Raw genomic sequence first — 15,670 nt, forward strand, 5'->3', positions numbered from 1 at the left:
AGGGGCGTCACGATCGCTGGCGCCAGGGGTGGGCGTCGGCCCGAACCGCAGGCCGCGGGAGCGGATCCGCTCCCGCGCCGTGGCTCGGGTGACGACCCGCCAGACGATCGGCGCCAGGACCGCGCGCAGTGCGACCAGGTCGCAAGCTGTGATGGGGCGGACGAGTTGGCCTGTACGCCGGGTTCTGTTCCGGGTCGCCTCGCGGCTTGCCGGTGACGGTCATCTATCTAGGACCGCCGTTGCCGACGGCCTCCAGCGGCCTACCCGCAGGCTCGGGCGAGCAGCCCTCAGACGCCTGCGCAGCCCGCGACCGTGACCGGCCGGGGCCTCTTGGCCTTGCTCCGGGTGGGGTTTACCTAGCCGCCCGGGTCACCCCGGGCGCTGGTGCGCTCTTACCGCACCGTTTCACCCTTACCGGTGCCATGACGGCACCGGCGGTCTGTTCTCTGTGGCACTGTCCCGCGGGTCACCCCGGGTGGGCGTTACCCACCACCCCGCCCTGTGGAGCCCGGACGTTCCTCGGCGGCACCCGGGCTCGCGCCCCGGTACCGACGCGACCGTCCGGCCAACTCGTCCGCGCCGCTCAGCATATGGCACTGGCCGTCCTAGACTTCGGGCACGGGGTGAGGCGGCCGGGGGGAGCGACTCCCTACCGCGCGGCCCGACAGGTACCGATGGGTAGGGGGCGGGCGATGACGGCACCACAGCAGCCAGGTGGCGGGGGTGAGCAGCCGCGTCCGGTGGCCTCCGGGCCGGCCGCGGGCGTTCCGGTCGGAGGCCCGCCGACCTCCGTCCCGGGCTCGTACCCGCCGGCCGGCGCGGTCCCGCCGGCGCCGCCAGCGTCCGGTGCCGTTCCGCCGGCAGTTCCCGAAGCGGTTCCCGGCACGCCAGGCACCGGTACCGGGCCCACCGGCCGGGCCGCCCGCCGGGGCGTCGCCTACTCGACCTACGCGATCACCGTGCTGGTGCTGCTGATCGCCATCGCGGTCATCGTGTTCGTGGTGAAGAACGACCAGCGGGTGAGCATCTGGCTGTTCGGGTCGACCCAGGTGATGTCGGTGGCCGCCGCGCTGGCCGCCTCCGCCGCCGCGGGGCTGCTGGTCGGGCTTCTGATCGGCGTGATCCCACAGATCAGGCTGCGCTGGCAGCTGCGCCAGCTCCGCCGGGAGGACCGAGCCGCCTGAGCCGGCTGACCCTTCCGCGCCGCCACCCGGCCCGCCTTCACCCGACAGATCGAGCTCGACCGGGTGAACCGGGCCGGGTGCACGGATCAGCCGATCCGGTGTGTTCTGCCGGTGTGTTCTGCCGGCCGGTCGCGCCGGTCATCGTGAGCTGTCCGGGTTTCGCGGACTTCGCCTTCGCCTCGACCGGTGGTTCGTTACCGCCGATGCCCGGGCGAATACGAAGGCGATCAGCCCGGCGAATGCGGCGCACGAACGCTGATCTGATCCCGACTCTGACCGGCTCTGATCCCGCCTCGGATCTCGGCGGGAAATCCCGCGGGAACGGCCGGCCCCGCACACCGCGTACCGCACGACAGGCGCGCCGCCTTCACGTTCAAACGCGGGTTGTTTCGAACGCGCCGCCGACGGCTTCACGGTGATCGCCGCACCGGAATAGCTCAGTGGCCGCGGAGCACCCAGTCGTCGTAGTCCACGGCTTCCTCGCCGATGGTCGTGTCGTCGCCGTGGCCGGTGTGCACGACCGTCTCGGAGGGCAGGGTGAGCAGTTTCGCCCGGATGGAGCCCAGGATGGTCGGGAAGTCGGAGAACGACCGGCCGGTCGCCCCCGGGCCGCCGCGGAACAGGGTGTCCCCGCTGAACAGCACGGGGTCGCCGTTGATCTCCCCGAACAGGCTGACGCCGCCCGGGGAGTGGCCGGGGGTGTGCAGCACGCGCAGGGAACCGCCCGGGATCGGGATCACCTGGCCGTCGCGCAGCGCCTCGTCCGGCCCGCGCTCGGGGTAGACCTGTCGCCACAGCACCGCGTCGGCCGGGTGCAGCGCGATCGGGGCGCGCACCCGGTCGGCCAGCTCGGCGGCCGCGTTGATGTGGTCGTTGTGGCCGTGCGTCGCGATGATCAGGGACACCCGCCGGCCGTCCACCGCGGCCTCGATGACGGACGGGTCGTGGGCCGCGTCGACGACGACCACCGACTGCTCGTCGCCGACGAGCCACACGTTGTTGTCGACGGTGAACGACTGGCCGTCGAGGGTGAAGTCACCGCGGGTGATCACCCGATCGATCCGCTGACCGCCGCTGACCGCCACAGGAAACTCCTCTCCGCGCCGGCTCGTGCACCGGCCGACCCGGCACGACCGTACCCGTCCGGCCTGCCCCTGAGGCACTTCGTCGGCCCGCTGTACCCGTCCGGATTCACCGGAACGGGAGGGCGCTCAGATCAGGACGACTCAGATCAGGACGACGCTGCGCAGCACGTCACCGCGCCGCATCCGCTCGAAGGCCCGCTCGACGTCGCCGATGCCGACCGTCTCGGTGACGAACGCGGCCAGGTCGAGCCGGCCACCGCGGTGCAGGTCGATGATGATCGGGAAATCCCTGGTCGGGAGGCAGTCGCCGTACCAGGACGACGCCAGCGAGCCGCCGCGGCTGAACACCTCGATGAGCGGCAGCTCGACGGTCATCGACGGGTCGGGCACGCCGACGAGCACCAGCCGTCCGGCCAGGTCGCGGGAGAAGAAGGCCTGCCGGTAGGTCTCGGGGCGGCCGACCGCCTCGATCACGACGTCCGCCCCGTTGCCGTCGGTCAGCGCCCGCACGGCCTCCACCGGGTCCTCGTTCCGGGAGTTCACGACATGGGTCGCGCCGAACCCGCGGGCCCACTCGAGCTTGCGGTCGTCCACGTCGACGGCGATGATCCGGCGCGCGCCGGCGACCGACGCGCCGGCGATGGCCGCGTCGCCGACCCCGCCGCAGCCGAAGACGGCGACCGTCTCGCCGCGGGTTATCCGTCCGGTGTTCACCGCGGCGCCGAAGCCGGCCATGACCCCACAGCCGATCAGGCCCGCCGCCTGCGGCGGAACGGCCGGGTCGACCTTGACGCACTGCCCGGCGGCCACGAGTGTCAGCGGCGTGAAGGCGCCGATGCCCAGCGCGGGGGAGAGCGGGGTGCCGTCCTGCAGCGTCATCGGGTTGACGGCGTTGCGGGAGTCGAAGCAGTACCAGGGCGCCCCGCGCAGGCACGACCGGCACGTCCCGCACGGCGCCCGCCAGGCCAGCACCACGTAGTCACCTGGGGCGACCGAGGTGACCCCCTCGCCGACGGACTCGACCGTCCCGGCCGCCTCGTGGCCGAGCAGGAACGGGTAGTCGTCGTTGATCGCGCCCTCGCGGTAGTGCAGGTCGGTGTGGCACACCCCGCACGCCTGCACCCGGACCCGGGCCTCCCCGGGGCCCGGCGGCGGCACGATGATCCGCGTCAGCGCCACCGGCGCGCCCTTCTCGACCGCGACGACCGCCTCCACCGTCACTGCCTGCGGGCCATCCGTCATGGCACTCCCTTTCACCATCGCCGTGTCATCACCGACTCACCTGGACGTCAGCCAACACCCGACCGTCATCTCACCGCAATGTCGTCGCGCAACCGGAGCCGGTGGGGCGGGGGAGCGGCTCTGTGTCCGCGACGTCCGGCCCGGCGGTGCCGGCGTGCGCGCCGGGTGCGTGCCGGCGTGCGCGCCGGGTACATGGAGCGCAAGATGAAGTACCGCAGATATCACCGCGAAACGCGCCGGGTGGGCACCGAAGTTCGAGTCACACATGAGGCGAGGAACGCGACACGCCGACTGGCGGGCCCCGAGGCCGCCGATACCGGGTCCGGGTCGGTACGCTCCAACCGGTCCGTTTCTGCTCGTCACAGGAGGAGACCTCCGCCGGGAAGCAGTAACAGCCGACGCAGTAACAGCTGACGCGGTATCAGCCGATGCGGACGCACCCGACGCTGAGGCACCCGAAGCAGAGGCACCTGAACCAGAGACATTCGCGCAGGGACTGTCCGAGCAGTCGTGAGGAGCAGGTACACCGTGGTCCGTTCCGACTCCGCCGCGGTTTCCGGTCCGCCGGGCCGCCGCTACTACGGTGAGGTGACGGTCGGCGAGCCCCGCCTGTCCGAGGACGGCCGGCTTGAGGTCGGGGGCGAGGAACCCGACGAGGGTGTCGGCAAGCCCGGTCCTACCGGGCGTCCGATGCCGGTGTTCCCCGTCCCGCCCCCGCTGACCTCACACGGCCCCGCGTGGGTCGTCGCCATGTGCAATCAGAAAGGCGGCGTGGGCAAGACCACGAGCACGATCAACCTGGGGGCCGCGCTCGCCGAGTACGGCCGGCGGGTGCTGCTCGTCGACTTCGACCCCCAGGGCGCGCTCTCGGTGGGCCTGGGCATCAACCCGATGCAGTTCGACGTCACCGTGCACGATCTGCTGCTCGGCGGCGACGCGGACATCCAGGACACCATCGTCGAGACCCAGGTCGAGAACCTCGACCTGTTGCCGAGCAACATCGACCTCTCGGCCGCCGAGGTGCTGCTGGTCACCGAGGTCGGCCGCGAGCACAGCCTGGCCCGCACGCTCGCCCCGGTGATGGACGTCTACGACGTCATCCTCATCGACTGCCAGCCGTCGCTGGGCCTGCTCACGGTCAACGCCCTGACGGCCGCCGACGCCGTCATGGTCCCGCTGGAGTGCGAGTACTTCGCGCTGCGCGGGGTGGCGCTGCTCCTGCAGACCATCGACAAGGTGCGCGAGCGGCTGAACTCCCGCCTGGAGCTCGCCGGCATCCTGGCGACCATGTACGACGCGCGCACGCTGCACGCCCGCGAGGTGCTCGCCCGGGTCGTCGAGCGGTTTCCCGACGAGGTCTTCCACACGGTGATCAACCGGACGGTACGGTTCCCGGAGACCACCGTGGCCGGGGAACCGATCACGACCTACGCGCCGACCTCCGTCGGCGCGGCCGGATACCGTCGGCTGGCCCGGGAGCTCATGGCGCGCTACGCGACGCCACCCGCGGTCGGCTGACCCGGGCCGGCCCGCCCGGCTGACCTCTCGGCCAGCCGGCGGGCCGGCAGGCGCAGCGGGACCCGGTCGGCGGGTCCCAGGTAGGACGACGGATCGGGGACGGACGACAAGCCGTGCTGTTTCACCTCGCCGAGCCCGCGGCGCTGCTCGGGATCGTGCTCGCCTTCGTCATCGGCATCGTCGTCCACGACGGTGCGCAGATCCTCGCGGCCCGGCTGGCCCGTGACCCGATCCCGAGGCGCTCCGGGCGGCTGACCGCCGGGGTGGGCACCCAGCGGATCAGCCCGTTCAGCTGGGTCGGCGTGCTCATCGGCGGTGCCGGGTGGGCGGAGCCGATCCGGATGAACGACGTCTGGCGCAAGCGCCGTTTCCACGTGGCCGCCGCCCTGCTCGCGGGCCCGATCTCCTACGCGCTGCTCGCGCTCGCGTCGCTCGCCGGCGCACGCGCGCTCACGCAGCGCGCAGTGATCGACACCGGGGACCGCGCGGCCGAGATCGTCGGCGGCACCTTCTCGGTGGAGCTGCTGCTGTGGATGGCGATCACCTTCGGGTCGTTGTGCATCCTCAGCCTCGTCCCGGTGCCGCCGACGGACGGCGGGCGCATCCTGTTCCTGCTCGGCCCGCAGTCCGAGGGCTGGCGCAAGGCGAACTACCGGCTCACCGAGGGCAACGTCGGGGTGGTGATCCTCCTCGCGGTGATCATCCTGCCGGTGCTGTTCCCCGGGTTCCCGTCGGTGATCGGTCAGCTGATCTGGCCGCTCATCCGCGGCCTGGGCTCCCTGATCGGGATCGATCTGCCGTAGGCGGGCCCAGGTGGGTGCGGCCGGTGTGCACGTCGGGACGATACGTCACAGGGCGTAACGTGGCCGTATGAGCTCGTCCGGGACAGACACGGCCACCGGTGTGGGCGTGCTCGGCCCGGCAGTGGACGAACCGGTGCCCAACGGGCCCACTGCTCCCACAGGGTCCACCGGACCCGCCAGGCCGATGAAGGCCGCCGGGGCCGCCGCGCCGACCGCGCGTGGCGGGCGCACCGAGCCGTTCGTCGTCGAGCTGGAGAACTTCTCCGGCCCCTTCGACCTGCTGCTCTCGCTGATCGCCAAGCATCGGCTGGACGTCACCGAGGTGGCGCTGTCGCAGGTGACCGACGAGTTCGTCGCGCACATCAGGCGGCTGGGCAAGCACTTCGACCTCGGCCAGGCCACCGAGTTCCTGGTGATCGCGGCGACGCTGCTCGACCTGAAGGCCGCCCGCCTGCTGCCCGGCGCGATCTCCGACGACGAGGCCGAGGACCTCGCCCTGCTGGAGGCCCGTGACCTGCTGTTCGCCCGGCTGCTCCAGTACCGGGCCTACAAGGAGGCCGCCGCGATCTTCACCGCGATGATGGCGCTGGAGTCGAGGTTCGTCCCGCGGGCGGTGCCGCTGGAGCCGCGCTACGCCGCCGCGCTGCCCGAGGTGCAGATCAGCATCGGGCCGTCCGAGCTCGCCGAGCTCGCCGCCCGGCTGCGTGAGCCGCCGCTGCCCCCGCAGGTGGCCACCGACCACGTCCACCTGCCCCGGGTCAGCGTCCGCGAGCACATGATCGCGGTGATCGGGATGCTGCGGGAGCTGGGTGCCGCGTCGTTCACCGTGCTGTGTGCGGGCCTGGCCGAGACGATCGAGGTCGTCGCGCGCTTCCTGGCCCTGTTGGAGCTGTTCCGGGAGGGCCGGATCGTCTTCGAGCAGGAGCGCCCGCTCGGTGAGCTCATCGTCCGCTGGGTCGCGCGCCCCGAGGACGACGACCGTCCTGTCGGTGCCTCGCTCTACTCTGGCGAGGATGAGCCGGACGAGCCCTTCGCCCCTGTGGTGAGCTTCGTCCCTGTGGTGAGCTCCGCCCCCGCCGGGGACACCGCCGACGGTGCCGGAGCGGGGGAGGGCACCGGAGCTGAGGACGATCCGCTCGACGGCCGCCGCCGGCCGAGGCGACCGAGGAGACCGACCGCGTGACCCCTGATTCCACCAACGGGCCAGTCGGCGCCGACGGCTTCGCCGGCACCGGCGGGCCCACCGGCACGGGCGCGCCCGCCGGCACGAACGGGGCGGTTCCCGCCCCCCGGTCGCCGGCTCCGCCCCGGTCGCCGGGCCCGCGGGTGCCGCCGGCTCCGCCCGCGGGCGAGCGGCCATCCGACATCGCGCTCGTCGAGGCGGTGCTGACCGTCGCGGAGAACCCGGTCGGCGTGGCCGAGTTCGCCACCGCACTCGACATCCCCGCCCGGCGGGTCGAGGCGCTGCTCGCCGAGCTTGCCGCGCAGTACGAGCGGGACGGGCGCGGCTTCCGGCTGCGGCACGTCGGCCGGGGCTGGCGGCTGTACACGGCCGACGAGTGCGCGCCGTGGGTCGAGCGTTTCGTGCTGGCCGGCCAGTCCGCCCGCCTCTCCCAGGCCGCGCTGGAGACGCTGGCGATCGTCGCCTACCAGCAGCCGGTCAGCCGCGGCCGGATCTCCGCGGTGCGCGGGGTCTCGGCCGACGGCGTCATCCGTACCCTCACCGCCCGCAACCTCGTCGAGGAATGCGGCCACGACCACGAATCGGGAGCCATCCTGTACCGCACCACCGACTACTTCCTGGAACGCATGGGCCTGCGTGACCTGGACGAACTGCCCCCGCTCGCACCCCTGCTGCCGGGTGTGGACGATGTCGATGACATCGTGGCGTCATGAACGGCACCGAATCCGAGTCCCCCGGCACCCGCCGCCGGGACCCGGCGTCCGAGGGCATCCGCCTGCAGAAGGTGCTGGCCTCCGCCGGCATCGGCTCTCGCCGGCACAACGAGGAACTGATCGACTCCGGTCGCGTCCGGGTCGACGGCGAGGTGGTCCGCGAGCAGGGCCGTCGGGTCGACCCGGAGACGGCGGTGATCGAGGTCGACGGCGAGCGAGTCGTCACCCGCACCGGGCTGGTGCACCTGGCGCTGAACAAGCCGCGTGGTGTGCTGTCGGCGATGTCCGACGACCGCGGCCGGCCGACCATCGCCGACTTTCTCACCGAGTTCGGTTCCGTCGGCCTGTTCCACGTCGGCCGGCTGGACGGCGACAGCGAGGGCCTGCTGCTCGTCACCAACGACGGCGATCTCGCCCACCGGCTCACCCACCCGTCCTTCGGCGTGCCGAAGACCTACCTGGTCGAGATCAGCGGCCCGGTCCGCCGCGACGTCCCGCGCCGGCTTCGCTCGGGGGTGACCCTGGAGGACGGCCCCGTGTCGGTCGACGCGGCCCGGATCGTCGACATCGCCGCGTCCCGGGTCATGATGGAGATCACCCTGCACGAGGGCCGCAAGCACGTGGTGCGCCGCCTGATGGAGAGCGTGGGGCACCCAGTGCACCGCCTCGTCCGGGTCTCGTTCGGCCCGGTGACGCTCGGCACGCTGCGGGCCGGCCGCGCCCGCCATCTCACCCGGCACGAGGTGGGGGCGCTCTACAAGGCGACCGGGCTGTGAGTCCCGGCGAGCCCCCCGCGGCGGCCGGGCGGTTCTCGCCGCCCTACGTCCGCCCGGGGGTCGAGGCGGCCGCGGGGGGCTTCCCCGCGTGGGATCCGGCGCACCTGCCCGAGCTGCGCCGGGTGGCCGTCGTCGGGTCCGGGCTGATCGGCACGAGCATCGGGCTGGCGCTGTCCGGGCGCGGCGTGGAGGTGTTCCTGCGCGACTCCGACGACGCCCAGGTGAAGCTCGCCGAGGCGATGGGCGCCGGCCGGCCCTGGCAGGGCGAGCGGGTCGACCACGCGGTGATCGCCACGCCGCTGCCCACCGTCGCCGCCGAGCTGCGCGACCTGCAGCGCGGCGGCCTGGCGACGACGGTCAGCGACGCCGGCAGCGTGAAGACCCGACCGCTGGTCGAGGCCGTCCAGCTCGGCTGCGATCTCGGGGCCTGGTGCCCGGCCCATCCGATCGCCGGGCGGGAGCGGCACGGGGCGGCGTCCGCCCGCGCGGACCTGTTCGCCGAGCGGGTGTGGGCGGTCTGCCCGGTGGCCCACACCGGCGCGGACGCGATCGCGGCGACCGCCGCCCTCGCCCTCGCCTGCGGCGCGACACCGGTGCGCACCACCCCCGAGCGCCACGACGCCGCGATGGCCGTCCTCTCGCACGTTCCACAGCTGGTGGCGAGCGTGCTCGCCGGGAGCCTGCTCGGCCTCGACTCGCATGACCTGCCGTTCGCCGGCCAGGGCTTCCGCGACACGACCCGCCTCGCCGACAGCGACCCCGTCCTGTGGGCGTCGATCATCGAGGGCAACCGCGGGCCCATCGCCGAGCGCGTGCGCCGGCTGGGGCGGGAGTTCACCCACCTCGCGGACGTGCTCGCCGAGGGGACCCGTGACGAGGTGGTCGAGGCGGTCACGGCGGCGATCCACGGCGGGCGGCACGGCCGGTCGCTGCTGCCCCGCAAGGCCGGCGCCCGGGCACTTCCGTGGGGCTGGGTCGGTGTGGTGCTCGACGACCGTCCCGGCCAGCTCGCGGCGCTGTTCGCCGTGATCGGCGAGTGGGACGTCAACATCGAGGACGTCGGGCCGTTCGAGCACAGCCTGGACGCCCCCGCCGGCATCGTCGAGATCGCGGTCGATCCGGACGGCGCGGACGGACTCGTCGAACGGCTGACGCGGGCCGGATGGACGGCATATCGGCGCTCGTGACGGACCAGCGAGTAGCCTGAGCCGGGTTGGCCGTCCGGCAGGTGTTCTAGGGACCACCAGCCTGGGACTTCCGGCCCGGAGACAGCCGGGGTGGGCGCGCCGCGCCGCCCCGGCCGCGACCGGGCCGTCGGCCCGGGTCCGAGACGCCGCCGGCCTGGCGTGGACGAAGGAACATGCGGGTCGCACAGACACGCGTCCGGACGGAGGAGACGGGTGAGCCCCGACGACGGGTCCGCTTCGCCGGGGGCTTCGGCCACCGGCAGCCACGACGATGCTTTCAGGACGGGGGGGCCCGGGACGACGGTGGCGCCCTCCGCACCGGGCCCGGTGACCGCCGGGGCCGCCCCCGCCGGTCTCGTGGTCGCGGTGGACGGCCCGGGCGGCTCCGGGAAGAGCACCGTCTCCCGGGAGATCGCGCGCCGGCTCGGCCTGCGCTACCTGGACACCGGGGCGATGTACCGGGCGGTCACCCAGGTCGCCCTGGAGCGCCGCATCGACATCGAGGACCCGGCCGCGGTGGCCGAGGTCGTCGAGCGCACCGTCCTCACGGTCGGCACGGATCCCGACCGCCCGTCGATCTCCGTCGACGGGGTGAACGTCGACGAGCAGATCCGCACCCGGGCGGTGACGAACGCCGTGAGCGCGGTCGCCGCCGTGCCCGCCGTGCGGGCCCGGATGGTCGCGCAGCAGCGCGAGATCATCGCTGAGAACCTCGCCACCGGCGGCATCGTGGTCGAGGGCCGCGACATCGGCTCGGTCGTCGCGCCGGACGCCCCGGTCAAGGTCTTCCTCACCGCGTCCACCGAGGTGCGCGCGCTGCGCCGGTCCCGGCAGCTGGGGGAGAAGGGCGTCGACGACGTGGCCCGCACCCTGGCCGAGCTCGACCGCCGTGACGCCCTCGACAGCTCGCGCACGGTCGACCCGCTGTCCATTCCCGTGGGCGCGATCGTCCTCGACTCCAGCGCGCTGTCGGTCCCCGAGGTGGTGGACGAGGTCCTGCGCCAGGGCGAGCACGTGCTCGCCACGACCTCATGACCGCCGCCGACGGCCGGCTCGACACGCCGGACGGGCCGGTGGCCGATCCGGTAGCCGGGACCGGCGCTCCGGTCGAGTCGGCCGCGGTCGAGTCGGCCGCGGTCGAGCCCGCCGCGGTCGAGTCGGCTCCGGCGACTCCGGCCGCGGGCGGAGTCGAGCCGGCGCCGAAGGCCGTCGAGCCAACTCCGAGCGGCGTCGAGTCGGCGACGAGCGGGGGCCGGGCCGAGCGGGTCCGTCCGGCGACCTCGGCCGGGGCGCCGGCGCACCGCGGTGCCGCGTCGAAGCCGTTCAACGACATCACCCACCGCGTGCTCAAGCCGCCGGTCCGCCAGGTCCTCAACCACCTGGTGATGAACGTGGTCCACGAGGGCTGGGAGAACGTCCCGCACGGCGAGCCTCTGATCTTCGCGGGGAACCACAGCAGCTGGATGGACGGGCCGCTCGTCGTCATCGAGGCGCCGCGCACCGTGCGGTGCCTGGTGAAGTCCGAGATGTACAAGGGCATCCTGGGCAGGCTGCTGCTGTTCGTCGGCCAGATCCCGATCAACCGCGGCCGCCCGGACCGCGACGCCCTGCACACCGCGCTCGACGAGCTCTCCCGCGGCGGCGCCATCGGCGTGTTCCCCGAGGGCACCCGGGGCAGCGGTGAGATGGCCGCCGTCCAGCACGGCATCGCCTACCTGGCCGTGCACGGGCGTTGCCGTGTCCTTCCCGTGGCCTGCATCAACACCGGTGCCGCGCTGCCCCGGGGCGCCAAGTGGCCGCGCCGGTCGGTGAAGGTCCGGGTGGTGTTCGGCAAGCCGTTCGAGGTGGAGGTGCCGGCGAACCCGCGTTCGCGGCGGGCGCTGGCCGCCGTGGCGGAGGACATCCGGGTCCGGCTGGCGGATCATCTGGCGACGGTGCGTGCCGGCGAGAGCCGGGATTCGTCGGCGGCGGAGTAAGTTCTACCGGATCGCTGTTTGTTCCGAGTGCGCCGGACGGGTCCGCCGTCCGCGGAAGGACAGCTCGCAGCCAGTTCACCGAGATGTCCAGCCCAAGCGGAGTGCAGCCGTCATGAACACCGAAGATCTCGCCGCGTCCGTCGACGACGGCCCTGTGGGCGGTGCCCTCCCGCTGGCGGGAGGGCAGCCCGTCCTCGCCGTCGTCGGCCGGCCGAACGTGGGCAAGTCGACGCTGGTCAACCGCATCCTGGGCCGCCGCGCGGCCGTCGTCGAGGATGTCCCCGGCGTCACCCGTGACCGGGTCGCCTACGACGCGGTGTGGAACGGCCGCCGGTTCACCCTCGTCGACACCGGCGGCTGGGAGCCCGACGCCCGCGGCCTCGCCGCCCGGGTCTCCGACCAGGCCCGCGCCGCGCTCGACACCGCCGACGGCGTGCTGTTCGTGATCGACGCCACCGTCGGCGCGACCGACGCCGACGAGGCCGTCGCCCGGGTACTGCACCGGTCGGGCCGGCCGGTGATCCTCGCCGCGAACAAGGTCGACGACGCCCGCGCGGAGGCCGACGCCGCCGCGCTGTGGAGCCTCGGGCTGGGCGAGCCGTACCCGGTGTCCGCGCTGCACGGCCGGGGCAGCGGCGACCTGCTGGACGCCGTCCTCGCGGTGCTGCCCGAGGCACCCCGCGAGCGGTTCACCGAGGAGGACGGCCCCCGGCGCGTGGCGCTGATCGGGCGGCCGAACGTCGGCAAGTCCAGCCTGCTCAACAAACTGGCCGGCAGCGAGCGCTCGCTGGTGCACGACGTCGCGGGCACGACCCGCGACCCGGTGGACGAGCTCGTCACCGTCGGCGGCGAGACCTGGATGTTCATCGACACCGCCGGCCTGCGGCGGCGGGTGAAGGAGGCCTCCGGCGCCGAGTACTACTCGTCGCTGCGCACCGCCTCCGCGCTGGAGGCCGCCGAGGTCGCGATCGTCCTGCTCGCCGCGGACGAGCCGGTCACCGAGCAGGACCAGCGGATCATCAGCATGGTCACCGACGCCGGCCGGGCCCTCGTCCTCGCCTTCAACAAGTGGGACACGCTCGACACCGAGCGCCGTCTCGACCTGGAGCAGGAGATCGTCCGCGAGCTGGGCCGGGTGGCCTGGGCGCCGCGGGTGAACATCTCGGCCCGCACCGGCCGCGCCACCGACCGGCTCGCCCCGGCGCTGCGGACGTCCCTCGACTCGTGGGGAACGCGCATCCCGACCGGCCGCCTCAACGCCTGGATCGGCGAGGTCGTGGCGGCCACGCCGCCGCCGTCGCGGGGCGGGAAGCTGCCGCGGGTGCTGTTCGCGACCCAGGCCGGGGTGCGCCCGCCGCGCTTCGTCGTGTTCACCACCGGATTCCTCGAGCCGGCCTACCGGCGTTTCCTGGAGCGCAAACTGCGCGAGGACTTCGGCTTCGCCGGCACGCCCATCGAGATCTCGATCCGGGTCCGCGAGCGTCCCGACCGCCACCGCTAGACCCCGCGGCCTCACCTGCCGCACCGGACAACTGCGCACGGGCGGCCCCGCCTGCTGGGGTTGCCGCGGCCCGATACGGGCTGGTGCGGGGCTGTGAGTGCCAGCCCGACTCCGGGTCGTAGCGCCTCGTTCGGACTGGCGATTGCCTGGCCGTGGGCCGGCCCGGTGATCTCGTCCAGACCGTCCGGTACGGGCAGCAGCGGGCCGGTGTCCCAGAGCGCCCGTGCCCAGCTCATCCCCCCGGGGTCCGTCGGCCGGTTCCTGCATCCGGTGCCGTCGGTTCGTCGTGGCCCGGAAGCGGGGAGCCGCGGAGCGGCGCGGCACCTGACGGATCGGGTCCCGAGGTCCCAACGGGGACGAGGCGGAGCCCTTCAACCGGGATCGGCCAGGTGGGTCCCGACAGCACGAAAAAGCCCGCTGACCAGGCTTCTGCCTGTCCAGCGGGCGATGAACCGTTTTGTGTCGGGACGACAGGATTTGAACCTGCGACCCCCAGACCCCCAGTCTGGTGCGCTACCAAGCTGCGCCACGTCCCGTGCTGACGAACGCTACCCTACCGGAGATCCGGCGCTGTGGTGGGGGTCGATCTCGCACACCTGGTCAGGTCGTCCCGGGGGGATCGGCCGGCGTGACATGACCACGCCGGCCGATCCGTCCTGGGCTCCTGGGGGGCGGTCGGTTCAGATCGACCCGTTGCCGCGGCGGCGCATGCCCGCGCCGATCAGGATGGCCCCGAGACCGGCTCCGGCGATCGGCAGCAGCGGCGAGTTGCCGCTGTCCGCGGTGCCGCCACCGCCCGCGCCGACGCCGCCGACCGGGGCCGCTCCGCCCGCACCGACACCGACACCGACACCGGCGACGACGCCGACCGGGCAGTCCCTGTCCCTGTCCTTGTCGTCGAACCAGTCGTCGTCCTTGCCCCTGTCGTCCTTGTCCCTGTCGTTCTTGTCGTCGACGAAGGCACGGGCCTCCTTGTCGCCTTCGTGGTCCTTGTCGTCCCTGCCCTTGTCGCCGAAGATGTCCCACTCATCGGACTTCTTGTCGTCGCACCGACCCTTGTCGTCGAAGATGTCGGCGTGCGCGGCCGTCAGTCCGGGTCCGAAGCTGAGGATGACGGTTGCCGCGCTCGACATGGCGAGAAGCGCGGCGCTCCGTCCCATTCCCTTCCTCATCTGGTCCCCTCTCTCACGCATGGTTATTACCTGGTCACTGCGAGTGACACCATAGCGAGGAGTGGTCGGGATGGGACGCAGCGAGACGGCGTGGTGCGACGGGTCCGAACGGGCCGCGGCCACGACCGGCGCGGGACCGGCATCCATTGCGGGACATGGGTTGAGGTGCCGTGCGCGACCGCCTCGCCCCTCCTTGCCGGATGTGGTCGTGGCGTGGGTGCGTTCGTGTCACGCGACGCGGCGCGCAACTACGCTCAGCTACTGCTGAGGCTCGATACCATCACCTTGCGTAGTTCTTAGTGGGTCGGTGTCGATGGACGGTCGCTGGACGGAGACAGTCTTGAAGCGTGGAGCGACGGAGCGGTCGCCGGTGCGTATGACGTTCTCCCGCCTGCTGCTCGTCGCGGGCGTGGTACTGGTCGTCGGGAGCGGGTTCCGGCTGACCGAGTCCGATCCCGCCCCACCCTCGGACACCGAGCGGGTCGACGTCGGCGGCCTCGACACCGCGATCGGGCAGGCCGGCGCGCTCGACGGGACGGCCGCTCCCGGCGGTCCGGCGGCCGCCACGCCGGTGCCGACGCTCCCGCCGGTCGTGGTCACCGACCCGACGCACGTGCGGATCCCGGCGATCGGAGTGGACGCGGCGATCGTCCGGCTCGGGCTGAACGCCGACGGCTCGCTGGCCGTACCGAAGAAGTGGCAGGAGGTCGGCTGGTACGACCGGGGCCCGGCGCCCGGCGCGCTCGGCCCGTCGGTGCTGGTCGGCCACTACGACTCGACCTCCGGGCCGGCCGTCTTCTACCGGCTGCGGGCGTTGCGTGCCGGGGACCAGATCGAGGTCACCTCGCCGACCGGGCTGCGCACGACGTTCACGGTCGACCGCACGGAGGACGCGACCAAGAAGGCGTTCCCGACCGATCGCGTCTACGGCCCGGTGGGCCGGCCGGAGCTGAGGCTGATCACCTGCGGCGGGGCGTTCGACGAGGACACGAACCACTATCTGAGCAATCTGATCGTCTACGCGCACGCGAACAGCCCGTCTGTGCCGGGCGCCCAGCCGCCCGGCACCGGGGCGCCGCCCGCCGGCGCCCCGCCCCCGGCCGTGCCCACTCCAGTCGCGCCGGCGCCCGCCATCCCTGTGCCGGTCGGGGTGGCACCCGCAGCCCCGGTGCCTGCCGCGCCCGTGCCTGTCGCGCCCGCCGCGCCCGCTACGGCCATGCCCGTGCCTGTCGCGCCCGCCGCGCCCGCTACGGCCATGCCCGCGCCCGCCCCCCCCGCCCCCGCCGGGGCAGCCGCCGGGGGGGCGGGGGCCGCGCCCCCCGCCCCCCCG

Annotated in this window: 14 protein-coding genes, 1 tRNA gene and 1 other RNA gene; 11 read left to right on the top strand and 5 right to left on the bottom strand. The window is 73.3% G+C overall.

Annotated features, from left to right (window positions below):
* Positions 1-157 precede the first annotated feature (157 nt).
* Positions 158-573, bottom strand: an RNA gene (rnpB, locus tag MXD62_RS15580) — RNase P RNA component class A.
* A 119-nt stretch (positions 574-692) separates the two neighbouring features.
* On the opposite strand from rnpB, the gene MXD62_RS15585 reads away from it, so the two are divergent.
* Positions 693-1,184 carry a lipopolysaccharide assembly protein LapA domain-containing protein gene (locus tag MXD62_RS15585; protein WP_248829969.1) on the top strand — a complete coding sequence of 164 codons (492 nt, stop codon included), beginning with the start codon at positions 693-695 and terminating at the stop codon, positions 1,182-1,184.
* A 437-nt stretch (positions 1,185-1,621) separates the two neighbouring features.
* Here the strand turns inward: MXD62_RS15585 and MXD62_RS15590 are convergent, their stop codons facing one another.
* The gene (locus MXD62_RS15590; RefSeq protein WP_248829970.1) at positions 1,622-2,269 is read right to left on the bottom strand and encodes an MBL fold metallo-hydrolase; all 648 of its coding nucleotides are present in this window, start codon (positions 2,267-2,269) and stop codon (positions 1,622-1,624) included.
* A gap of 141 nt (positions 2,270-2,410) precedes the next feature.
* Positions 2,411-3,511 (bottom strand): S-(hydroxymethyl)mycothiol dehydrogenase, encoded by a 1,101-nt coding sequence (locus MXD62_RS15595; protein ID WP_112107810.1) that lies wholly within the window; start codon positions 3,509-3,511, stop codon positions 2,411-2,413.
* 528 nt (positions 3,512-4,039) lie between these two features.
* On the opposite strand from MXD62_RS15595, the gene MXD62_RS15600 reads away from it, so the two are divergent.
* The 9 genes from MXD62_RS15600 (at position 4,040) to der (ending at position 13,168) form a co-directional block, all read left to right on the top strand.
* Positions 4,040-5,029 carry a ParA family protein gene (locus MXD62_RS15600; protein ID WP_248829971.1) on the top strand — a complete coding sequence of 330 codons (990 nt, stop codon included), beginning with the start codon at positions 4,040-4,042 and terminating at the stop codon, positions 5,027-5,029.
* Between the two features lie 113 nt (positions 5,030-5,142).
* Positions 5,143-5,832 (top strand): M50 family metallopeptidase, encoded by a 690-nt coding sequence (locus tag MXD62_RS15605; protein ID WP_248829972.1) that lies wholly within the window; start codon positions 5,143-5,145, stop codon positions 5,830-5,832.
* 184 nt (positions 5,833-6,016) lie between these two features.
* On the top strand, positions 6,017-7,015 hold the full coding sequence (locus tag MXD62_RS15610) for a ScpA family protein (protein ID WP_248829985.1): 999 nt from the start codon (positions 6,017-6,019) through the stop codon (positions 7,013-7,015).
* Positions 7,012-7,728, top strand: coding sequence for an SMC-Scp complex subunit ScpB (gene scpB / locus MXD62_RS15615; protein WP_248829973.1), 717 nt, complete (start codon positions 7,012-7,014; stop codon positions 7,726-7,728). Before MXD62_RS15610 ends, scpB begins: the two co-directional genes overlap by 4 nt.
* On the top strand, positions 7,725-8,504 hold the full coding sequence (locus tag MXD62_RS15620; protein WP_248829974.1) for a pseudouridine synthase: 780 nt from the start codon (positions 7,725-7,727) through the stop codon (positions 8,502-8,504). Before scpB ends, MXD62_RS15620 begins: the two co-directional genes overlap by 4 nt.
* Positions 8,501-9,691 (top strand): prephenate dehydrogenase, encoded by a 1,191-nt coding sequence (locus tag MXD62_RS15625; RefSeq protein ID WP_248829975.1) that lies wholly within the window; start codon positions 8,501-8,503, stop codon positions 9,689-9,691. The genes MXD62_RS15620 and MXD62_RS15625 overlap by 4 nt, the downstream gene beginning before the upstream one ends.
* A gap of 213 nt (positions 9,692-9,904) precedes the next feature.
* Positions 9,905-10,726, top strand: coding sequence for a (d)CMP kinase (gene cmk / locus MXD62_RS15630; protein WP_248829976.1), 822 nt, complete (start codon positions 9,905-9,907; stop codon positions 10,724-10,726).
* On the top strand, positions 10,723-11,667 hold the full coding sequence (locus MXD62_RS15635) for a 1-acyl-sn-glycerol-3-phosphate acyltransferase (RefSeq protein ID WP_248829977.1): 945 nt from the start codon (positions 10,723-10,725) through the stop codon (positions 11,665-11,667). The genes cmk and MXD62_RS15635 overlap by 4 nt, the downstream gene beginning before the upstream one ends.
* Before the next feature lie 112 nt (positions 11,668-11,779).
* Positions 11,780-13,168 (top strand): ribosome biogenesis GTPase Der, encoded by a 1,389-nt coding sequence (gene der, locus MXD62_RS15640; protein ID WP_020462532.1) that lies wholly within the window; start codon positions 11,780-11,782, stop codon positions 13,166-13,168.
* Between the two features lie 462 nt (positions 13,169-13,630).
* On the opposite strand, the gene MXD62_RS15645 is transcribed toward der, so the two are convergent.
* Together MXD62_RS15645 and MXD62_RS15650 are read right to left on the bottom strand one after the other, a co-directional pair.
* A tRNA-Pro gene (locus MXD62_RS15645) sits at positions 13,631-13,704 on the bottom strand.
* Between the two features lie 144 nt (positions 13,705-13,848).
* Entirely contained in the window at positions 13,849-14,340 is a 492-nt protein-coding gene (locus tag MXD62_RS15650) for a hypothetical protein (RefSeq protein WP_248829978.1), read from the bottom strand.
* A gap of 340 nt (positions 14,341-14,680) precedes the next feature.
* On the opposite strand from MXD62_RS15650, the gene MXD62_RS15655 reads away from it, so the two are divergent.
* Positions 14,681-15,670 (top strand): class F sortase (locus MXD62_RS15655; RefSeq protein WP_248829979.1); only part of this gene is annotated, 990 nt, incomplete at its 3' end.

Source organism: Frankia sp. Mgl5, assembly GCF_023242985.1.
GTDB lineage: Bacteria > Actinomycetota > Actinomycetes > Frankiales > Frankiaceae > Parafrankia > Parafrankia soli.